The sequence below is a fragment of the Bradyrhizobium sp. B117 genome, from assembly GCF_038969555.1.
In the GTDB taxonomy this organism is placed as follows: domain Bacteria; phylum Pseudomonadota; class Alphaproteobacteria; order Rhizobiales; family Xanthobacteraceae; genus Bradyrhizobium.
Window position 1 is genome coordinate 1,979,003 of record NZ_CP152414.1, and the last position, 20,117, is coordinate 1,999,119.

A 20,117-nucleotide genomic window follows, 5' to 3' on the forward strand; every position below is an offset into this window, starting at 1 on the left:
ATATCACAATGACGGCCGCTTGATCTCTTCCGCGAGACGCTCGCGCGAATTCGCGTCCAGTTTTTTTGAATCGTCGATCCCAGATATGCGCATGTCGCGATTGAATATTACTGCGGCGGCTGCGACCGGCCCCGCAAGTGGGCTCATTCCGCTCATCTATACCCGCGATAGCTTCATACCCATCTTGCCAGAGAAGTGTTTCGAAGCGGAGCATCTTACGAAGCCGCTGCCCTTCGGCCCGATTTTCAAAGCGCCGCTTTTCAATCGAGCAAGGATTAAACGCGCTCCCGCGCGGCTGTCGGCGCGCAGCTCAAGGTCAGTCTCAGAGGACGGCCCTCGATGACGTAGCGCTGACGTAATTTTTCCAAGCAGTAGCGGGTCACGGCCAATCTCAAGGCCGCCCGCTCGGGGCTGGCGGCCTCCACTTTCGGCGTGGATTGGACTACGCGGCCTTCTCGTTCACGCTTCGCAGAGCAAGCGTATTGAGCTTCTCGTCCGTCGCCTTCTCTTCGTCGAGATTCTGCTGCAGGATCGATGCGCAGTCGTCGCGGCCGAGCTTCTTGGCCCATGCGATCAAGGTGCCGTAGCGCGTAATCTCGTAGTGCTCGACCGCCTGCGCCGCGGCGATCAGGGCGGCGTCCAGAACCTGCTTGTCGTCGACGTCGCCGGCGACGTCGCTCGCCTCCTGAAGGATTCCGTCGATCGCAGGGCAATCGACGCCCTGAACTTCCACGCCGTGCATCTGGAAGACCTTTTCGAGGCGCGTGATCTGGCCCTTGGTCTCGGACAGGTGCGTCTGGAAGCCGTTCTTGAGTCCCGGGTCCGTCGCCTTTTCGATCATGTCGGGCAGGTTCTTCGCGATCTGCTGCTCGGCGTAGTAGATGTCCTTGAGCGTGTGCACGAAGAGGTCGTTCAAGGTCTTGATTTCTGCGGTGAAGAATCCCATGGCGTCCTCCTGGATTGACAGACCAGAAAACTTCCGGTCTGAGACGACGTTCCAAAGGATTCAGAGTGTAATGATCTCCTGCGCGCGGATGACGATCTCGTCCTGCGACAGCTCTCGTTCGAGCCGGTCGCGTAAGGATTCCCAGAACTCGGGCGCGAGCTTCGGAGCCATCACTTCCACAACCGCGACCTCGTCGCGCTCGGTCGTGCCTCCGCTGCGCCAAAGGCCTTGACCGGGGGAGCGGACGAAGCTGGTTGCGCCCCCGAACTTGTCGGTCAGCTCCTGGAGGAAATCGTCGAACCATTCCTTGGAAACAGGTTCCCCCTTGCCGGTCTCCTTCGGCACGAGGATCTGCAGGAGATAGGAGCGGTTCATGTCTCAGCCCCCCATCGTACTGCGGTTCAAGATCTCACCGCTCCGATGGTGTCCGCCATCTTGGCGCCACGCACGCCGAGCGGCTTGGGCCTGCCGGTCGTGGTGTCGCGGGCGGTCTGATGCTCTATCTCGGCGTTGAGCTCCGCGCCCAGCAGGATCACGATCGCGGAGAGCCAAAGCCAGGTCATAAAGCCGATGACGGCACCCAAGGATCCGTAGGTTTGGTTGAAAGTGCCGAAATTCGCGGCGTAGAACGAGAACAGGCCCGATGCCGCGAGCCACAGGAACGTGGCGGCTGCGCTGCCCCAGGTGATCCACCTCCACCGCGGCGCTTCGCGGCTGGGCCCGAAGCGGTAGATGCAGGAGAGCGCGAGAGCGAGCGCGACGAAGAGTGCGGGCCAGCGTCCGATCCGGATCAGCAGGTCGGCAGCATTGGAAAGGCCGACGTATTGCAGCACCACCGGAACGACGACGACCCCGCCGAGAGCGACGAGGACGAAGACGATCGCACCAATGGTGAAACCTAGCGACATCGCGTTCAGCTTGAAGAAGCCTCGCTTCTCCTGCTCGCCGTAGACGATGTTCAGCGTGTCGAACAGCGACTTCATGGCCGCGTTGGCGCTCCACAGCGAGATCACCAATCCGCTCGCGAACGCAAAGCCGAGGGTCTTGTTGCCCTTCGTCGCGACGCGGGTGAGCTGTTCGCGGGCGACGTCGACCGCGCCGCCGGGGATGAAGCCGGCGACGTCGTCGAGATGCTTCGCGATGGTGCTGGGATCCGCGAACAGATCGCAACGAGCGCCGCGATCGCGGGGAAGATCGCGAGCAGGCTGTAGTAGGTCATGCCGGCGGCGAGAGCGAGGATGCGATGGTCGCCGATGTTGCCGTAGACGCGCCATAGGATGTCCTTCCATCCTCTGGCGGGGATGTCGGCGGGCGAAGTCGCCTGGCGTCCGCGATGACCGTCCTCGGCCGCCATTTCCGCAGGCGAGGCGTCTCGCTCGGCCTCTCTGTCCTCCGGGAACTTGTAGTCCCTTTCGGTCCGGGCGACATGCTCGGGCGCAACGATGCGGTCCCACACGAACGCGACGGCCATCAGCCCAAGCGCCGCGGCGAGACTCCATTTGCCATCCTCGGATCGAGGAGCGTGTTTTCGGGTTGCGGCCATTAAGCCCTCCGGAGACATCAATCTCAGCCTGACGAGGCGGCCAAGGCGTACTTGTTCTGGAACTCCACACTCAAATCCGAACAGCCCTAAGCGGATTGTCGTCCGCGTCCCAGTTCTCGCACGGCCTGGACGATCTCGTCCGGATGATACGGCTTCTGAAGAATTCGGCTGCCGGGGACCGGTCGCGGAGTGACGGGCGAGAATCCAGTCGCATAAATCACTGGGAGGTCGGGATCGCGCTCGCGGCAGAGCTCCGCGATTTGCCAGCCGTCAACCGTGCCCGGAAGCTTGACGTCGGCGATCAGGACGTCAGCAGCCTTCCACCAATGCAAGGCCTGCTCGCCGTTGGAGGCGTGGATCACTTCGAAGCCTTCGTCGCGCGGTGCCTCGACCACGAACTCACGGACGAGCGGATCGTCTTCGACGACAAGAATTCGCACCCATTCCTCCACAAAAATATTGTGATCTTCTGGTCGAACCGCCGAACCTGAGTACGGTTCCTGAGATGTCGTTGGTTGTTGGTGCCGGGACGCCTTGCGGCCGCCTTCATTACCGAGGCGCTGCCGCACCTCGGCCGAAAAACTTTGCGCCGTCGCCGCAGCATCCGGTCTGACGGAGTTCTCTCCTGCGCGTTTGATCAACCGCCGTCAGAGATAGGAACCGGTCATCTGACGTTTGCTTGGAATCGCACACCTAGCATAGGAGCCTTCTATGGCAGACGAGCAGAACCCCAACAAGCAGCAGCAACCCGGTCAGTAGCAGGGTAATCAGGGCGGCGGTCAGCAGGGCCAGAACCCGAGCCAGAAGCCCGGCCAGCAGAATCAGGATCCGGGGCAGAACAAGCAAGGCGACCAGCAGCAGGGCGGTCAGAAGCCCTAAGGCGAAAAGCCCGGCTCCGGCCGGGGCTTGCTTTTTTGTGCTAGGTTTGGACGGCGCTTCCCAACCTAGTCGCGGTCCCAAAGGTGCGCACATGATCCCCAAGTCGATGAGGATGCAATCGCCGGAAGAGGTCGCCTCACTGGTCGCCGCTGTTGCGCTCGCAGTACTTGCCGCGATCATCGTGACCGTTCTGTACATGGGACGAGAGGTCTTCGTGCCCGTGGCGCTTGCGATCCTGCTGAGCTTCGTGCTGGCGCCTCCCGTGAACTCTCTGCAACGCGTGCACGTGCCCCGCGCTATAGCGGTGGTGGGGGTGGTGCTTTTTGCGTTCGCCATCATTTTCGGACTGGGCAGCCTGATTGCCACCCAAATCAACCGGCTCGCGGGCGACCTGCCTCGCTATCAAGCGACCATGGAGAAGAAAATCCAGTCGGTGCGAGGTGTCGCCGGCGGTAGTTCGACGCTGGAGCGAGCGGCCGGCATGCTGCAAGACCTCAGCAAAGAACTGGACCGGCCCAAGACCGGGGCGACGGCAGAAGCGCCGAGTCTATCTGCCGGTGCGAACTCGAAATCGATCACTCCCGTCCCCGTTGAAGTGCGCCAGCCGGATCCGAGCGCTCTGGAAAGCTTGAGATCCCTGATTGCACCGTTGATCTCGCCGCTCGCGACGACCGGGATCATCGTGATTTTCGTGATCTTTATTTTGCTGCAGCGGGAGGACCTCAGAAATCGACTGATACGCTTGGCCGGGTCGCACGATCTTCAAAGAACGACCGCGGCTCTCGACGACGCGGCGGCGAGGCTCAGCCGGCTGTTTCTGAACCAACTCTTAATCAACACCGCTTTTGGAGTTCTTGTCGGAACTGGCTTGTGGCTGATCGGTATTCCCAGCGCGGTCCTCTGGGGCATCCTGGCGACCGTGTTGCGGTTCGTCCCCTATATCGGCTCGATCATAGCAGCAGCGTTTCCGCTGGCTCTTGCGGTTGCGGTCGACCCAGGGTGGTCAATGCTGATGTGGACAGCGGCGCTGTTCTTCGTCGCGGAGCCGGTCGTTGGCCAGGTCGTCGAACCGATGGTCTACGGTCGCAGCACCGGTCTGTCGCCGGTGGCCGTCGTCGTCTCGGCGACGTTCTGGACCGCTCTCTGGGGACCGATCGGCCTGGTCCTTGCGACGCCCCTGACCATTTGCCTCGTCGTGCTAGGGCGTCACGTCGAGCGCCTGGCCTTCCTCGATGTGATGTTCGGCGACCGCCCGGCGCTGTCACCGGAAGAAGTGTTCTACCAGCGTATGCTGGCGGGCGATCCAACGGAGGCCGCCGAGATGGCGGAGGAGTTTTTGAAGGAGCGATCGCTCTCGTCCTATTATGATGACGTCGCGCGCAAGGGCTTGCTGCTCGCCCAAGCCGATCTCGATCGCGAGGCATTGGATCAGGCTCGATTGCTGAAAATTCGCGATACCGCGTTTGAACTTGTCGATGATCTCTCCGAGCAGCCGGACAGCGTGCCGATGGAGCGTCCTTCGACCGAAGATGCGGAAGCCGTCGATGCGATTGAGAAGGCTGGCGCCGAGCCAAAGCGCTCTGATCTTCCCGCGCTGCTGAAGAGCGACTTGCATCCGGCTTGGCAGGGGGAGCAACCGGTACTCTGCATTGGAGGGCGCACCCTTCTGGATGAAGCGGCCGCGTTCATGTCGGCACATCTCTTCACCGTGCATGGGCTCGCCGCGCGTACCGAAGGACCGGACGCACTTGCGACAGCGAACGTATTTCGCCTGCGGACCGAGGGCGTTGTCCTGGTCTGTCTGTCATACCTCGACATGACGAGCGTTGCTCACGTCCGCTATGCGGTCCGGCGGGTCCGGCGGAAATTGCCCCATGCGGTGATCCTGGTCGGCTGCTGGTCCCTTGACCAAAACGATGTTCGCCTGAACGCGCTTCGAGAAAGTGCCAAGGCAGATCTGTTCTGCACCAGTTTTTCGGAGGCGGCGGAACTTTGCATCAAGGCCGCGAGGCCTGAGGAGCAGGTTCGCATCTCATCAGAGGCGGAGGAAACTACCGTGGCGGCCCGAACTCCTCGCGGGTTGGGGTAGAGCTCTGAGGATTGTTACTTTGCCTGCTGCAATTCAGTTGCTTTTCGTCGGGTGGCTCGGCGCAGGCATCGTGGGATTCAAACAAGGAAATTACCAGTCCTAATGCGCGCCCACCCGCGGGAACGGATCGTGTGGCAAGTGGGGTGGGTGACGCTTCTGGCCAGGGCCGCCTGACCGCCTATGGTCCCGCAGGCCGATCGCACTACAAAGCAGCTCCCTCTATGGCGCTGCGGATCCCGCGGCAAATCTGCACGTCCTCATCGCGTCACGGAGGAAGCGAGACCTCCTGGCGTTTGCTCTCCTTGACCGCGCGCATGATCTCCCTTGAAGGGTTCGTCGAATCGCACGGGAAAATCGGAGGCCCACCCTGGCGCGCGAGAGTTGGCGCCTAGCCATAGGAACGTGCCGCGCCGCTCGACGTTGCTGCCGTCACAAGCCGCTAACAAAGTTACATTTTGGAGCTCAACTGTCCGGTGGCGGATCCTTGCCCGCCGAGGGACTGACCTGAGCCTCGCCGAGACCGGATATGGGTTCCCTCCCATGCTCTGGTCGAGAGACTACCTGATCAGCTGGCGAACGCCGGCCCGAAACCAAAGATGGCTAAGCAAGCCGCAATGAGGAATTAGAGCCATGTCAGGAGTCAAGAAACCTCTCAAACCCGATGATTTTCCCGTCCACACGGAAGGCCAGAAGGTCAAGAAGCAGGATGGTGGCCCCTTGCAGAAGCGGATGACGCGACTGTCGCGAAGGACTTGGCCGAGCGCCTCAATGAGGACGAGGCGAGACGCGAAGAGGACAAGTGGTCGGCGTGATCGTACGCCGGGATGTCTTCCTTCGCCGGCACACTCTTGATAAGCGTCTCGTGAGCTTCAGTCCGGCCGCTTGGAGGGGCGCTTCCGGCCCCGGCAAGGTCGAAACCATGCTGCCCCCAACACGCAACGATCGTTACACCGGCATCCGGCATCATTTGAGGGTACATTCATTTCGCGCCTTGACGGTCCTTCTGGCGTGGGGGCTCATCGTCGCCGCGTTCTACGAAAAGCCTGAACTGTTGACCGGCATCCAGCGCCTGATACAGCGTGGCATCGAAAACCTTGGCGACAACATTCCCCCGCCTTGGGGACCTCGAATTGAATTCGTCTTTCGAGAGATCGGCGGATTCATCTGGCTGCAGATCACCTTGATTGTTGTCGCGCTTCGGATGGTATTGTTTGGGGCCGCCAGCATGTGGCGGATGCTACGTGGCCCTCGCTGACTTTGCGACCTCCGACACCGCGGCCTTGTTCGGCGGCACTTGAATGTTCCGGCGCCTTTCGCGTCTCCGGGTGCCGTTGCGCTCGGCTCCTCAAGAGGCCCTCCTGCAACGCTGCGAGTTGGCAGCGGGCACGCAGCACCACCAGTCTGCGCGCGATCGAAAGCCTCGCTGCGCTGGGCATGACCAAAGTCCATCCACCTGAACGGGGGCGAAATCTAATTCCTCAGTAAGCGCTTTGAGTCATCGGCGAGAAGTTGTCCAGTAACATTCTGGGTGAGGCAATGCGCCCCTAAGCCGGGGGATCGGCGTTGAACGCCGATTGACAGCAATCATCGAGTTGACCGGCCTCCGTACGCCCTGCCCTCCAATCAAATGCGGGGTGCTGGGCCACTTCGCGGGTAAAGGCCTCCAGTCATTGTGGAGGCCTCTTGTCAGGAGGTCGTGACGAGGGGTCGCTGCTTGGATTTAGCCTTTTTGTTTCTCTTCTGCGGTTTTTCCATCCGAGCTTTTAGAGCGTTCTTCGAAACGATCAGCGCCCTTAGCTAGATCGTGCCCCATCTTGCTCTCGTTTTTCGCTTCTTCCTTGGAAGTTGCTTCGCGCAAGCCATCAGCGGCCCGTTCCCCCGCTTTTGATGATTTTCGTTCCTCACCCATTTGCGGCTCCTTCCTCTAAAGATATTCCCAGGAAACTTCCTGGCCATCCCAGCTTGCGGTCATCGATGGCATTCCGCGGCTCACGTTCAACGAGCAGTAGCGCGTGAGAGGGAGGCCGCACCGCCCCGTCCCTCACAACTGCCTGGCCCTATCCTTGGCGGCGTGAGCGGCATCAATTCCCGCCTGCTTCATGCGATCGACCGCTTCGGCTCCGATGTCACTCGCTTCAGCTGCAATCGTATCAGCAGCTTCGCGCAGCGTTTTCGATACAGCGGTCCCGCGCCTGCTCAGATCGTCCTTCACTTCGTCGCTGACCGCGCCGATGTAGTCGTCTTCGATCTGGGTCGTTCTAAACGCGCCTGCGAGTGCAGCGCCGACCGCCAAACCGATGGCGCCGATGACCAGCGGTTGGCGCTCCATCAGGTCGCCGAGCGAAGACTGCGCTTTCGTCAAGGTATCCCCTGCTGGCAGAGGATTGCCCATCTTGGCAAACTGTTCGCGGGCGTAAGCGACTCCCTCGTCAAACCGGTCGCGGACCCGGTCTACTGCTTCAGACATCGAGTCGGTTGCCGTTTGCGCGGCATCGCGTGAATCCCCGGCCACGCCGCCCACTTCGTTATCCATATCGGGTGCGGTCGGCGGCGCCGCGCTCCGCTGCAATCCCGAGGCTGCAGCCCGCAAATTGCTGGTACCGCTATCTACTACACCAGATGCGACGTTGGCGGCGGATTGCGCAGCGCCCTTCAATTTGTCGCCGCCGACAAGCAGCCAGAGTGCTCCGCCCCCGATTAGTGCGGCGGAAAGCGGGTTCTCTTTGGCCGCAGCGAGTAAACTGTCAAAAAAACCGGTTTGCGCGCTCATCGCACCATTCCCTTCACAGTGTCTTTGTCCTTTTCAAACTGCCGAATGGTCTCCTGCGGCGTGAGGCTACGCGCGTTCAATCGCTTGATACCCACGGCAAACAAAGCGCCGGATATGGCAGCGGCGACGATCGCCGAGGTCAGGTAGGCTAATGTCGGCGACCATCCGGCACTGATCAACGCGGATGACAACGTGAACAGCGCCATCACGATGGCGGGGATAACAAGAGCCGCGCCGACGGCCAGAAGTCCTAATGCTCCACCGAGCTTTTGAACCTTCTCGCCAAGTTCAGCCTTTGCCAGGTCGACCTCATTCTGAAAAAGCTTCGCGACCTGAGCCATTGCGTCGCCAACAAGGCCCGAGATGTTGTGAAGATCGCTTTTCCCGGTTTCGATATCGTGCTGGATGCTCATGATGCGCTGCCGCCCCCCGGGTTCGGTCGCTGAGCTGTGGATCCCATGAACGTCTGCCCACCGACGCCCTCGCTTGCGTAAGCCGTCCGAGCCCCGGACGGACCAGGTTCCGCACCGGTTTGCGTACTGGCCCGCTGCGACGTGGCGGAGCCGCCTGAAGCCTTCAGGAAGCGCACAGCGGCGAACCCAGCCAAAACAGATAGGCCGAGAAATGCCGCGGGTTGCCGCTTCGCAAAATCACTCGCCCCGTCGACGAGGTCGCGGAAGCTGCCGTCGCGAACCTTCGCGGCCGCTTCTTCAACGTAGTCGGCAGCTGACTTTATGCCGCGTGCCGCAAATGGCACGTCAGCTTCGAATGCGCCGGCAGCCTGGCGGAAGTTACCCGCCAACCGCTCGATGAAATCGGCACCGGTCTGTTGCTGCTCCCGTGCCCGTTCCTGAATCTGATCGACAGTGCCGCTCGCGACATTCTTGGCGGCATCGGCGGCTTCGCCGAACTTGTCCCGAGCCATGTCCGCCGATGCCTGCAGGGCGTCCCCGGCGCGCTGCTTCATCTCGGCCCCTGCATCGCCAATCTGGTCCTTCAGACCGGTGGAGGAGCTGCTCTTGCCTTTGTTGAAGTTGGTCGGCTTGACCACATCTGAATCGCTCATGTTGTGTCTCTCAGGTGCTCGATTTCGGGGAAGGGCTGAATGCTGCGTCAACAACCTCGGTGGCTGCTTCCTTGAGGTTGTCAGCCAGATTCCGCGTCATCCGGCTCGCGTGTCGCCCAAGGTCAGCTTCACTAACGCTTCTTGTCGCGGCATCGGCCGCAGACAACGTGGCATCCTTGGCTGCCTCGAAACCCGATTGAGCTGCCTCGCCTGCAGCGCGCTTCAGGCTCTCGCTCGCCGGCCCTGCCGTCCGGTCTTCGAGCTTCGTTTCCGGAAGGGCCGCCGCGATGATTGCCCCGATGGCGATACCCAGTCCTCCGATGAGCGCGGCGTTATCACCGATGATCTGACGCGCCTGTTCTGGAGCGGCGGAGGCCGAATCCTTGATGGCGTCCATCCCGTCCGTGATCTTGTCACCGATCGTCCCTGCGGCCTCCGTTGGTCGGGCCTTGAGGTGGTCTGCCGCTGTCTTGGCCGAATCCATCGCCTCGTTGACCGCACCGGCGCCTCGTCCTTGGGACTCGGAGAGTTTCGCCTGCACCCCACTGCTCGCTTCCTGAAGTGTGTCGGCAGTTTGGTCGATGACCCGACCGACACCATCCATCACGGGCGATACCGCTCCAGCAGCCCGGTCGCGCACCGTCTTGGAGGTAAGAGCGAGGCCTGCAGCAATCATGAGAAGCGGCAGGGGCACCCCTCTCGCCAGTCGCAGCAGCGGCACGGCTACTACGGTACCAGCGGCAACCGCGCGCATCGGGTTATCCATGGCCTGCTGTTTGAGCCCCTCGACCCAGCCCTGGGCTTTGTCGCTCACGTAGCCCGACATTTCCGATTTAACGTGTTGAGGCGAGACCATGTGACGCAGATCCTGCGTCGTGTCCGATATCCCCTGCTTGAGACGTTCGACCGAGGCCGCCAATTCCGCCCGGTTACGCTCGGACTCCCGTCGTAGCTCCTCCACCGATCGCGTCATCTCATCCTCTTGTCTTCTTGATTGTGCTTGGAGGACGAACTCCCCCTTTATTGGATGGTTCCTAGGCGCCCTTGGAGTGCCTTCGGCCGCATCGCCTCGCGCCGCCGCGCCCACTAGCCCGTATATGTCCTCCCGGCCGGCTGCCGCAGAACCGACTGCGGGCCGATCTCAAAGGCCGCGCTCGTTCGATATCTGCTGGTCAGAGGATCCCACGCCGCAGCGGCAACTTTTTCGAAGGAGGACAAGGCGCGGGTGCCCCCTTGAGTTTAATGTTGGAGCGTCAATACTCCGACCCCACTGAGAATCTTGGTATGCGGCTCGATTGACCATGTCCGTTAGATGCCTGGCGCTGGCGATCCTTCTGGCGGGCCTTCTCGGAGGTTCCCACGCACTCGCGCAGGAGGACAAGAAGACTGACGACGACAAGCCCGCCGATCCCGACACCGGCGAGAGCACCGTCGAGGAGAAGACCCTCGGACTTCTGCCGAACCCGTTCCAAAAGTACGGGATAAAATTCGCCGCTACCTACATCGGTGAGACGCTGGGGAATGTCTCCGGCGGACTGAAGCAGGGAGCGATCTACGAAGGCCGGTTAAACCTCGCGGTCGATGTCGACCTGCAGAAGCTCGTCGGGATCGACAAGCTCACCTTCCATGCCAACATATTCCAGATCCACGGAGATGGACTATCGCGCAACTATCTCGATAATTTTTTCGTCGTTAGCGGCATCGAAGCCTTGCCCTCGACTCGCCTCTATGAGGCCTACTTCGAAAAGCAGTGGGGCAACAAAAAGGTCTCTTTGAAGTTTGGGCAGCTTGCCGCCGACAGCGAGTTCTTCAACACGAAATACACCGACGTCTTCACCAACGCCTCGATGGGATGGCCAGCGATCACGTCGCTCGACCTGCCGAGCGGCGGTCCGTCGCCGCCGTTGGCCGCGATGGGCGCCCGGCTACTGGTCAACATCACCGATCAGCTCTCCGTCCTTGGCGGCATCTTCGACGGCAACCAGGCCGGTCCTGGGCCCGGCGATCCGCAAGAGCGCAACCGATATGGCGTCAACTTTCGGGTCAACGATCCGCCTCTGCTGCTCGGCCAAATCCAGTACGCCTGGAACAACAAGAAAGGCGATCCCAACCTGACCGGCCAGATCAAGTTCGGCGGATGGCGTCACTTCGGGGCGTTCTCGGATCTTCAACTTCCAAGCAACGGCGTTTCGCTTGCCAAGCCGACAAGCAGCGGCACCCCGCTCATGTTGGCTGGCGACATCGGCGGCTGGGCAGTCTTCGAGCAGCAGCTTTATCGGGTACCAAAGAGCGATGATCGTGGGATCGGTGTATTCGCTCGAGTTTCCGGTGCTCCCGCCGATCGCAATCTGATCGATCTCTACGCCGACGCGGGGCTCGAATTCATCGGTCTCAGCGACAAACGGCCGGACGACAAGTTTGGGATCGCGGCCGGCTACGCGCACGTCTCGAAGCGAGCCCAGGCGCTCGACTTTGACTATCGCGCACTCGCCGGTCCGGCATGGCCGGTGCGCAGCTTCGAAGGACTCTTGACGGCAGTGTATCAGTATCAGGTGAGGGACGGCTGGACGCTCCAGCCCAATTTCCAATACATCATCCGGCCGGGCGGCGGAGCGACGGACCCGACGGGCCCGATGCCGGGCCGAGCGCTGAAGAACGCAGCAGTCTTTGGCCTGCGCACGACGTTGAAATTCTAGGGAGCTTCAGGTTGCGTGAACTGGATGCGCAAGGTGAAGAGCTCATCTTGCTTCCTCCTAAACGACCGCTTATGGGCACACAAGAACGGCGAGCTTCTGAACGCCCATTGATCGTGCTCCAGACGCCTCGAAATCCGCTGAGATTGATGGCCGATCGCGAAAGCGATGCGCCAGCGTGGTTATCCGGCATCGATCACAATCGCGCTTACTGGCGAGGTAAAGCATGGTGGCACCATCATTCACCAACGTTCCGGTCGTGGTAAGAACTTTGCCACCAGGGCAACGATAGATGTCCCCAGCATGGTCATAGGTGAAGTCGTCGCGCGAGAAGAGCACGCCTTATCGGCGACACCTTTCACAAGCTCGGGATCCATAAGGCGCTCCTTCAATCGCGGTTGGGTCAAAGTGCAAAGAACTCTGGCCGAGCAAGTCCCCTGCGCCAACATGAGCCGACCTCAGCGCCCGGCGCTGTCCACGTCGCATTCGGGCCATGAGGCGACATTCAGGGGCCGACGTTGAGTGAAGCGGCCGTATGTTAGGCCGTTCCGAGCGAGCCGCGCTGTCGACGTTGGAAGGAAGGCCGCCGGCCTTGGCGGCCTTCTGGTCAATTATTGTGGCGCGCGGTCTGGCGGCTATTTCTCGACTTCAACGGCATACCTGCGCACGACCTTGACTGCCTTGTCACGCTGTGGAGCAAGGTCCGCCCAGGCTTTCGATTTGTAGAATGCCACCGCGTCATCTACGCTGTCCCATTCGGTGAGTGCTGCACTCTTGGGGGGTGCGCCCCCCTCTATCTGAACAACCCTTCCGGCCGCGGTACGCAAAGCGCGACCATGAGCGTCTGCTATCAGCTTGCGGGCCGTAGGCAGGTAAGCGGCCTGGGCCGAAGCATCGAGGATTTCATTTTCGCTGATGACGTACGCTTTCAGCTTGGCCCCTTGAGCGTGGAGGCCCTGAACAACGATGGCGCCGATTGCGATGCCTGCGAGTAATGTCATCGAGTGCTGAATTTTCATGACTTCCTCCCAGTTGCTTGCCGATGATGCGGCAGCCAATAGTACTGCTTTTTAGGACCGTGCAGTGAGCAATCTAGGACACCGGCTTCGAAATCAGTCGGCACCCGGCGTCGAATGCACATGAAAGAGGTTCGTCCGCTTCCGGTCAAAATGCGAAGAACTCAGGTCGAGCAAATCTGGTCCGCTATGCCGCCATGAGCGGACCTCCGTCAGGCGCGGCGTAACTTCGCAGATGGGCCACAAGCGGCCCCAAATAAGTCCCTTGCTAGACCTGCGCTTCTGCTTTCGTGATCGAGGTCGCCTTCGGGTCACGAGTGGCCATTTGGAATGTCGGGTGGTTGCTTCCGGTCTACCAAAAGCGGCGGGGGGCATGCACGAGGGCCGAGCTCCGCTCAACTGCGGACCGCCGACTTGGAAGGGTTGGCGCTGTCTAATTCGAACACTAGGTAAACCGCGTGTGTCCGTATCGTTCCGAGCTGCCTCAGCACGCGCATGGCACATCAGACCGCCTCAATCGGTACTGTCCCAAGCCCACGAGCCGGGGCCGCCAGCGTACGCTAACCAACGCATGCGCTGGCAGTAAGCAGCTCAGCCTAAGGTTTCTCTTCGTATGTACGGAGTGATCTGATAGGCTTGCTGCCATCACCGCACGGCCCTAGGCAACGATCGGTGACTGAGAGCTCTTCACGCTCCCGCCCGACCGCGGGAGTTCGTGTTGATAAAGCAACCCAAGCCGCCCCCTGAAGCCCCGGCCCATGTCCGAAATGCGACGGGCTGCCCATTCCATACCTGCAGCTACCCGACCCCCGCACCGGCATCTTGGCTTACGTCTACCGGTGCAACCGCTGTGCAGGCCTCATCTGGCTCCGCCGCCGCAGTTGTTGGCGGTCTCCTCCGTCCAGCCATTTCAAGGGGAATAGCCATGTCGTCTGCAGATGAATGCCGTAAGCTATCTCAGCAATATAAGGATCGGGCTAACCAGCCGGGCGTCTCCCAAAGGATGGCAGGGGTGCTCAAAAATATTTCGCACAGCTTTGCGGGCCTCGTCAGCCAATTTGCAGTACTCAACGGGATCGCCTCTGAGGAAAGCAACGAGCCGAGCGAGCAGCAAAGCCAGGTCGTAAGCAGGTTTTTGCCTTGCGTCAGCAAGCGTGCCGCGACATCGCAACGGTCAGGGCTGAAGCCTCGATAGAAGACGTTGCCGATCCTGATTGCGAAGGCGCTGTTCTTTGCGCAGCCGCTCCAGTTCCTGTTCGGCGCGCTCGGTGTCTTGCCCGTCACGCTTCAGCTCAACGATCAGCCGTTCCTGTTCTGCGAGGCGTCGCTCTCCCTCGACCACGTCACGCTCGACTTGCCTCAGCTCATCGAAGATCGAGCTGTTGTTGTCCATCATCTGGCCCCTCCCTAGGGGGAGCCGTTGTGCTCTTTCTGATCAACTGTGCCGCCACTTGTGCGTTCCGGCCGGTCGCCGCTCGGCGTGTGGCGGGTTCCCGATCTGAAGGGGCTTTTTGTTATCCTAGGTGATGGCGGTTAAGTGCACTTTGGTACACAGTGCACGCATGGAAATGAGCCGAGCAGCAGTCAAAGACTCTGAGCTTTCGCGGCCTTGCTGCCGGATATGGGTAAGGATTGAAGGACGCACTGCAGATCTTCGGCTTGTGTTAGCAACCGAACATAAGTTCCGCTCTCGTGGATTTCCAGCCAGCCCTTCTCGACGGCGTTGTTGATGCCGGCTCCGAACTCCGGCCCGCTTGCCTTCAGGGTGAAGAGGAATGGCGCGTTGATCTTCTCGATATGGATGCGCCCGTCCTGGACCGGCTCGATGATCGCAGCCAGCTCGATCAGCTTGCGCGCGGCGGTCTCCGGGCTGGCGTAGGGCCGCTTCTCGACGTGGTTGGTCATGCTCTGAAGGCCCCTGACGAAATCATGGACCTTATTGAACATTGCGCGGGTCCGCGCGAGCGATTTGTAAGGAACGAACGGACCCCGGCCAATGGGGGGCCAGCATTCAAGAGCCACGCCCGTTCCGGGGCTCCGACCGGTGTTGCGTCCCGGTCTGAAACAAACATGAGCGTTGCCAGATGTTCCTACCCCTCGGTCGAACCGGCCGGTTAGCGTGATCCGTGGCCTCGAACGTCGCCGCCAAATCTTCGGGCTCGGCTTTCGCCTTGAAGGTCAGCCATGCGGCCTTGAAGCGTTCCTTAGCCTCCTCACTCGACTGGGCGTCCCCAAAGGGCGAGCCTTGAATGGTCACGGTGACGATCCAGAGCCAAATGCCTGGGCTGTGCTCGTGGGCGAAGCGGATGCGGCCGATCGGCTGGCCGTCCTCGCGGACGCTGTAGTCGTCTGGATCGATCGCGCAGGGAAAGGGTCACTACATCCTCAATCCTTCTCGGCCTCCCGGACCATATAGGCCATCCAGCCATCAACCCCAGCATCTTCGCGAGCCATGCCATTGAGCAGAATTTGGCGGTGAGCTTCCGATGGCATGTGCTCCGGCAGATGCATCAGGAACGGGGCCTGCCAGGGATCGTCGCTGTCTTTCATGATCAGCGCGAGCAGGTCTTCGGACCTGTCGTCGATGAGGGTCCGGGCTAACTGAGCGGCCTTGCCTTTCAGGATGGGGTATAGGTTGGTCAAGGTGTACTCCTTATTCGGGTCTTCCGCGGTTGCGGGCCAACATGCTGCGCTCTATAAAGTTGCCACGCAGGAGGCAGTCAAATTACTAGTTTAGGGCCAACCTCGCTTGGCACTGGCCTCCTCGTTACAGGCGCACTTGCGGTCATGGCTTATCTGATCTTTTGGCTTATTGGCTGGCTATGTGCCGGGTTCACACGCGAGACACCTAGCGTCTCGCTATCGCGAAGATCGACTGCAAGCGAGGTCGATGTAGATCAACATTCATCTGCTGCGTCGGCGTCAGCCTCTCCGGGCAAAGACTCCAACTAACGAACTGCCATGACGGTTTACTGTTTCGATCTCTCGATCGCTCGTTACCCGCTGACGTTGCCGTGGATGAGGAGGGACTTGAACTTCCCAGCATCGAGGCTGCTCAAGAGGCGGCCCGCGCTGGCAGATCTGGCGCGGGAATTCATTCAGGCAGGTCCAATTCCGGATTGGCCCGCAACTTCGCCATTGAAGTCCGCGACGACAAAGGAGTTGTGATGCGGGCTCGCTTCCAGTTCGAGCGCTTATGGTAAGCACCGGACTTTCTAGGTAGCCCCAACCGACACTGACCGCGAAGCAACTTACTGGGCGTGGCGCGACCTGCCGGAGAACTTCGGTCCGTACACTACGTGCTACAACCGCTTCGTCCTTTGGCGGCGGGCTGGCGTCTAGGGCGGCATCATAGATGCGCTTGCGACTGCCCATGATGCCGCTGTCCAGATGATCGACACTTCGATTGTCCGTGTGCATCAGCAGGCTGCCTGCATTCGAAGGAATCAGCACCAGATCACGCGGTGGCTTGACGAGCAAGATCCATGCAGTAGTCGATGGCAATGGTCTGCCGGTCCGGCCTGCGTTGAGCCCCGGCGAGGCGCACGACCTTCGGCTTGCGGGAAAACTGCTGTCTCGTCTCAAAGCCGGATCAATGCTGCTTGCCGATCGCGGCTATGACGCCGACTGGATCAGAGAGCTTGCCATGAAGAAAGGTGCGTGGGCCATTCCCGCCGAAAAGCAACCGCAGCGATCCGATCTGCTTTAGCCCCTACCTCTATCGCGCTCGCAACCGCGTCGAACGGTTCTTCAACAGGATCAAGCAATGCTGTCGCGTCGCGACGCGCTACGACAGGCTCGCGGGAAACTACCTTGCCTTCGTCCAACTCGCATCCATCCGCCTATGGTTGGCCGCGCGTTATGAGTCCGCGCCCTAGCACTACTTTGGCAGATTATCGCTTTTGCCGCGTTTTTTAGGATTCCCGAATCGATTTTTCAATGATTCATGGGTGGTCGGCTCTTGGAGGGCTGACCAATGGCGGAATGGGAAGACGAACTCGAACGCTGGCTGAAGCCGTTCCTGGACCGATTAGGTCATAAGACCCGGCAGCGGATGTGCCCCCTGTACGTTGCGGGATTGATCGGCCCTGGCGATCGCAAAAGCGTTCAGCCGATGGCAGAACGCCTTGCAACCGGCAACTACGATCAGCTGCACCATTTCATCGCCGATGGCGTCTGGGACGCGACACCGTTGGAATCCGAACTGCTCAACCAGGCGGACCGGCTTGTCGGCGGCAAGGATGCGGTGCTGGTTATTGACGACACGGCAATGCCGAAGAAGGGCGAACGCTCGGTTGGTGTCGCGGCTCAATATGCGTCCTCTCTTGGCAAAACGGCAAATTGCCAAACGCTGGTGTCGCTGACACTTGCGCGCGGCGAAGTGCCCGTGATGGTCGCATTGCGTCTCTTTCTGCCCGAGAGTTGGACAGGCAGTGTGTCTCGTTTGAAGCGTGCTCGCGTGCCGATCGAACACCGAACGGCACGATCCAAGCCGGAAATTGCTTTGGCCGAGGTTGACCGAGCGATGGCAGCCAACGTGCGCTTTGGATGCGTGCTGGCGGATGCAGGATACGGGCTCAGCGCACCGTTTCGACAAGGGCTAACAGACCGCGGCCTGGCCTGGGCCGTTGGCATCCCTCGGCATCTCAAGGTGTATCCGGTTGATGTACAGCTCATTTGGCCGATTACCAAAGTCCGCGGGAAGCCACGAAAGCACCACGTACCAGATATCTTGTCGATTGCGGCGGAACAAATGCTGGCCAGCGCCAAATGGAAAACCGTGAGTTGGCGCAGCGGGACGAAAGGTCGCCTGAAAGCGCGATTTGCTGCTCTCCGTGTCCGCACCGCCGACGGCCCTCCGCAGCGGATATGGGATAAAGGTCAGCAGCATCTCCCGGGCGACGAAGCTTGGCTCATTGGCGAGCAACGTGCCTCCGGGGAGAGGAAATACTATCTCGCCAACCTCCCTGCGGCGACGGATCTGCGCACACTGGCCGCCACCATCAAGGCACGATGGATTTGTGAGCAGGCGCATCAGCAGTTGAAGGAGGAGCTTGGACTTGATCACTTCGAAGGGCGATCATGGCAAGGTCTTCATCGCCATGCCCTGATGACAATGATTGCCTACGCCTTCCTGCAACATCGTCGCCTCGCATACGCGGGGCGGAAAAAAAAGAATCAACGGGCCTCCGCCTCAGCCAACCATGCCCGCCGTACGTCACGCCATCGTCGATCTCATCCTTCGACCGCCGTCGCAGCGGTGTCCATACTGCAGAAAACAAATCCTTGAAAAACAGTGGCGCAACCACATTCTGCCAAAGTAGTGCTAGTCTAAATGCGGTCATCACGTTGCGTTCGATCCCGATCATTGCACGGACCAGATGCGGCTGTCCGACCTGGAGTCTGGATAAGTTCGTCAGGGTTGCGGTAGTCGCGGCGCCTATGTTCTGGCCCCACTTCGAGCGAGGCGACTCGCGCTTTGCGATCATGGGTCATCGAGCGCGATGGACGCCGTGAGAGACCGACAACTGAGGCCGTCTTACTTTGGCTTTTCGGCTTTGATGTGCAAGACGTAGAGCGTGTTTTGAAATTCGTCCGTGACTTCCATCCGCCATCCGTGGTCCGGGGTTAGCTTCCCGTCGAGGCCTTGGAGTATCTTGCCAGCCGTCACTGTGGCCTCATGCCAAGCGGCGTGCTTGTCCGGCAACTCCTCGCCTTCAAGGTCAGGTTCGTAGCCTTTGTGGGTCACGTGGAAGAAATAGCGCGGCATACCAGTAATGCTGATCTTACTCTTTGTCCTCAGTCCAAGAGCGCTCGCCACACCGGCACTCGAACATGCGCACAGTCAGGCCGCGCACTGGGTCCATCATCGTATGAGCCAGTCGGGGCTGCGCGCCGCATTTGCAGCGCTGCTCTTCCCGCGTCTTCGGTCCAGAAAATTTGTCGCCACTGAAAAAATTCACGGGAATCACCCTGCCAAAGGCGACTCAATAAGTACCAAAGTGGACAATTGTTCCCTAGTCCAATCTGAGTCTACTGCTCGGGAGGGCTAGGCTCCGGTAAGCCGAGCATCTTGGCACGCTTCGCGGCCATCTTCCGGTAAGCCTTCGCTTGGCTCTCCATCGCCGCTCTCAGCTTGGGGTCCGATTCTTCGGCCGCCATCCGTTCAAACTGGAGGGCGTGTTCGAGATACTCGCCGAGCAGCTTCACATCCCACCCCTTTAGGGCAGCCAGCATTGATTAGGGGAGATTCATTCGGGCGGCCGTAGGCCGGGTGAACGAAGCCAGTCACTCAGATGCGCGCCGGTCTGCGCAATCCTGGCTCGCTTCAGTAGCGCCTCACGCTCGGCCCCAGCGGGTAACTGGCTGGCCTGCTCTTTCAGCTTTGCCGCCTGTTCTGCCATTCGTTCTTCGAGGGAGCGGGTCTGTATGACCCTACGACGATGCTGCGCCATGGTGCCTTCCCAAGAAATCATTTCAAACGACTCCAAAACGGAGATGGCCGGTTTCGGTTCCGGGAATGAAACTAGACCTTTAGTAAAATCGGGAAGCCCGCCGCACGTGCCCGGGGGCAGGTTCATGAGCAAAGGTCGGCGGACAAGTTTGGGACTTTCGCTGTCCGCCGAGCTGGCGGAGCACTCCAAGCCCCCGCGAGGCCGGGGGCCGTGTCTCCGCAAGCATACTCGCGAACTTCATCAACCTTGATGACCAGCAGGATGTTCTCCGTCGATCAGGCTCGAGCTTCTTCTTGATGCAGGCCGGCTCTTCTCGGCTGTCAGTCGCCCGAGAAAAGCCAGGTACGAACTGGGTTATCCGTCTCAGCCGGAAAGCGTGCGCAGCACGCTTTTGCGCGGGCCCTCTCGGGTGACGCGCGGCGGCGCTGGGCCGGACCACCTGGCGGCCAGAGCAGGGGACGCCGCCGGCGCTGAAGCCGGAGGCCCCACGGCAGACGCAGCGCTCTCTGTCCGCGCCTCCCGTATCGCGGGGGCGGCGGCTACACCACAACCTGCCCGTCTCCTGCGGTTATCGCTATCCCCGTCATCCGCCCAGCCGACGCTTATTACGGCGGCACTTATCCGATCGTTCGGCCACTGGCATCGGCACTACCGGCACTG

General features: G+C 60.6%; 19 protein-coding genes and 3 pseudogenes. 5 read left to right on the forward strand and 17 right to left on the reverse strand.

Translation table 11 applies throughout. The features are described from left to right. Nucleotides 1-3: 3 nt before the first annotated feature. The 5 genes and pseudogenes from AAFG16_RS09620 to AAFG16_RS09640 all read right to left on the reverse strand — a co-directional run bounded on the left by AAFG16_RS09620 (nt 4) and on the right by AAFG16_RS09640 (nt 3,130). The gene (locus AAFG16_RS09620; protein WP_342738960.1) at nt 4-156 is read right to left on the reverse strand and encodes a hypothetical protein; all 153 of its coding nucleotides are present in this window, start codon (nt 154-156) and stop codon (nt 4-6) included. A gap of 286 nt (nt 157-442) precedes the next feature. Beyond that, nucleotides 443-946 (reverse strand): ferritin-like domain-containing protein, encoded by a 504-nt coding sequence (locus AAFG16_RS09625; RefSeq protein WP_342738961.1) that lies wholly within the window; start codon nt 944-946, stop codon nt 443-445. A gap of 60 nt (nt 947-1,006) precedes the next feature. Further along, complete coding sequence (locus AAFG16_RS09630; RefSeq protein ID WP_342738962.1) at nt 1,007-1,321, reverse strand: hypothetical protein; 315 nt, start codon at nt 1,319-1,321, stop codon at nt 1,007-1,009. Nucleotides 1,322-1,347: 26 nt separating this feature from the next. Continuing rightward, a pseudogene (locus AAFG16_RS09635) lies at nt 1,348-2,489 on the reverse strand (YihY/virulence factor BrkB family protein). Between the two features lie 86 nt (nt 2,490-2,575). Next, nucleotides 2,576-3,130: a response regulator gene (locus AAFG16_RS09640; RefSeq protein ID WP_342738963.1), complete on the reverse strand. Its 555-nt coding sequence runs from the start codon at nt 3,128-3,130 to the stop codon at nt 2,576-2,578. A gap of 329 nt (nt 3,131-3,459) precedes the next feature. On the opposite strand from AAFG16_RS09640, the gene AAFG16_RS09645 reads away from it, so the two are divergent. Together AAFG16_RS09645 and AAFG16_RS09650 are read left to right on the forward strand one after the other, a co-directional pair. After that, on the forward strand, nt 3,460-5,457 hold the full coding sequence (locus tag AAFG16_RS09645) for an AI-2E family transporter (RefSeq protein ID WP_342738964.1): 1,998 nt from the start codon (nt 3,460-3,462) through the stop codon (nt 5,455-5,457). Nucleotides 5,458-6,256: 799 nt separating this feature from the next. After that, on the forward strand, nt 6,257-6,712 hold the full coding sequence (locus AAFG16_RS09650; RefSeq protein ID WP_342738965.1) for a hypothetical protein: 456 nt from the start codon (nt 6,257-6,259) through the stop codon (nt 6,710-6,712). A gap of 465 nt (nt 6,713-7,177) precedes the next feature. On the opposite strand, the gene AAFG16_RS09655 is transcribed toward AAFG16_RS09650, so the two are convergent. The 5 genes from AAFG16_RS09655 to AAFG16_RS09675 all read right to left on the reverse strand — a co-directional run bounded on the left by AAFG16_RS09655 (nt 7,178) and on the right by AAFG16_RS09675 (nt 10,266). Then, a complete protein-coding gene (locus AAFG16_RS09655; RefSeq protein ID WP_342738966.1) occupies nt 7,178-7,366 on the reverse strand; it encodes a hypothetical protein in 189 nt (62 codons plus the stop codon). Between the two features lie 132 nt (nt 7,367-7,498). Then, complete coding sequence (locus AAFG16_RS09660; protein WP_342738967.1) at nt 7,499-8,227, reverse strand: hypothetical protein; 729 nt, start codon at nt 8,225-8,227, stop codon at nt 7,499-7,501. Then, nucleotides 8,224-8,640: a phage holin family protein gene (locus tag AAFG16_RS09665; RefSeq protein WP_342738968.1), complete on the reverse strand. Its 417-nt coding sequence runs from the start codon at nt 8,638-8,640 to the stop codon at nt 8,224-8,226. Before AAFG16_RS09665 ends, AAFG16_RS09660 begins: the two co-directional genes overlap by 4 nt. Continuing rightward, the gene (locus AAFG16_RS09670) at nt 8,637-9,293 is read right to left on the reverse strand and encodes a hypothetical protein (RefSeq protein WP_342738969.1); all 657 of its coding nucleotides are present in this window, start codon (nt 9,291-9,293) and stop codon (nt 8,637-8,639) included. The genes AAFG16_RS09665 and AAFG16_RS09670 overlap by 4 nt, the downstream gene beginning before the upstream one ends. Nucleotides 9,294-9,303: 10 nt before the next feature. Next, the gene (locus AAFG16_RS09675) at nt 9,304-10,266 is read right to left on the reverse strand and encodes a DUF3618 domain-containing protein (protein ID WP_342738970.1); all 963 of its coding nucleotides are present in this window, start codon (nt 10,264-10,266) and stop codon (nt 9,304-9,306) included. Nucleotides 10,267-10,594: 328 nt separating this feature from the next. On the opposite strand from AAFG16_RS09675, the gene AAFG16_RS09680 reads away from it, so the two are divergent. Further along, the gene (locus AAFG16_RS09680) at nt 10,595-11,989 is read left to right on the forward strand and encodes a carbohydrate porin (RefSeq protein WP_342738971.1); all 1,395 of its coding nucleotides are present in this window, start codon (nt 10,595-10,597) and stop codon (nt 11,987-11,989) included. A 632-nt stretch (nt 11,990-12,621) separates the two neighbouring features. Here AAFG16_RS09680 and AAFG16_RS09685 read toward each other — a convergent pair. The 4 genes from AAFG16_RS09685 to AAFG16_RS09700 all read right to left on the reverse strand — a co-directional run bounded on the left by AAFG16_RS09685 (nt 12,622) and on the right by AAFG16_RS09700 (nt 15,645). After that, on the reverse strand, nt 12,622-13,005 hold the full coding sequence (locus tag AAFG16_RS09685) for a DUF1330 domain-containing protein (RefSeq protein ID WP_342738972.1): 384 nt from the start codon (nt 13,003-13,005) through the stop codon (nt 12,622-12,624). A gap of 1,171 nt (nt 13,006-14,176) precedes the next feature. Next, nucleotides 14,177-14,398: a hypothetical protein gene (locus AAFG16_RS09690; RefSeq protein ID WP_342738973.1), complete on the reverse strand. Its 222-nt coding sequence runs from the start codon at nt 14,396-14,398 to the stop codon at nt 14,177-14,179. Nucleotides 14,399-14,586: 188 nt separating this feature from the next. Further along, on the reverse strand, nt 14,587-14,907 hold the full coding sequence (locus AAFG16_RS09695; RefSeq protein WP_342738974.1) for a hypothetical protein: 321 nt from the start codon (nt 14,905-14,907) through the stop codon (nt 14,587-14,589). A 480-nt stretch (nt 14,908-15,387) separates the two neighbouring features. Further along, on the reverse strand, nt 15,388-15,645 hold the full coding sequence (locus tag AAFG16_RS09700) for a hypothetical protein (protein ID WP_342738975.1): 258 nt from the start codon (nt 15,643-15,645) through the stop codon (nt 15,388-15,390). 618 nt (nt 15,646-16,263) lie between these two features. On the opposite strand from AAFG16_RS09700, the pseudogene AAFG16_RS09705 reads away from it, so the two are divergent. Then, nucleotides 16,264-16,880, forward strand: a pseudogene (locus AAFG16_RS09705) (IS5 family transposase); the annotation flags it as partial. A gap of 61 nt (nt 16,881-16,941) precedes the next feature. Further along, nucleotides 16,942-18,292: pseudogene (locus AAFG16_RS09710) on the forward strand (IS701 family transposase). A 249-nt stretch (nt 18,293-18,541) separates the two neighbouring features. Here AAFG16_RS09710 and AAFG16_RS09715 read toward each other — a convergent pair. The 3 genes from AAFG16_RS09715 to AAFG16_RS09725 all read right to left on the reverse strand — a co-directional run bounded on the left by AAFG16_RS09715 (nt 18,542) and on the right by AAFG16_RS09725 (nt 19,583). Further along, nucleotides 18,542-18,772, reverse strand: coding sequence for a hypothetical protein (locus tag AAFG16_RS09715; RefSeq protein WP_342738976.1), 231 nt, complete (start codon nt 18,770-18,772; stop codon nt 18,542-18,544). A 263-nt stretch (nt 18,773-19,035) separates the two neighbouring features. Further along, the gene (locus AAFG16_RS09720; RefSeq protein WP_342738977.1) at nt 19,036-19,212 is read right to left on the reverse strand and encodes a hypothetical protein; all 177 of its coding nucleotides are present in this window, start codon (nt 19,210-19,212) and stop codon (nt 19,036-19,038) included. Between the two features lie 41 nt (nt 19,213-19,253). Further along, entirely contained in the window at nt 19,254-19,583 is a 330-nt protein-coding gene (locus tag AAFG16_RS09725; protein WP_342738979.1) for a hypothetical protein, read from the reverse strand. Nucleotides 19,584-20,117 lie beyond the last annotated feature (534 nt).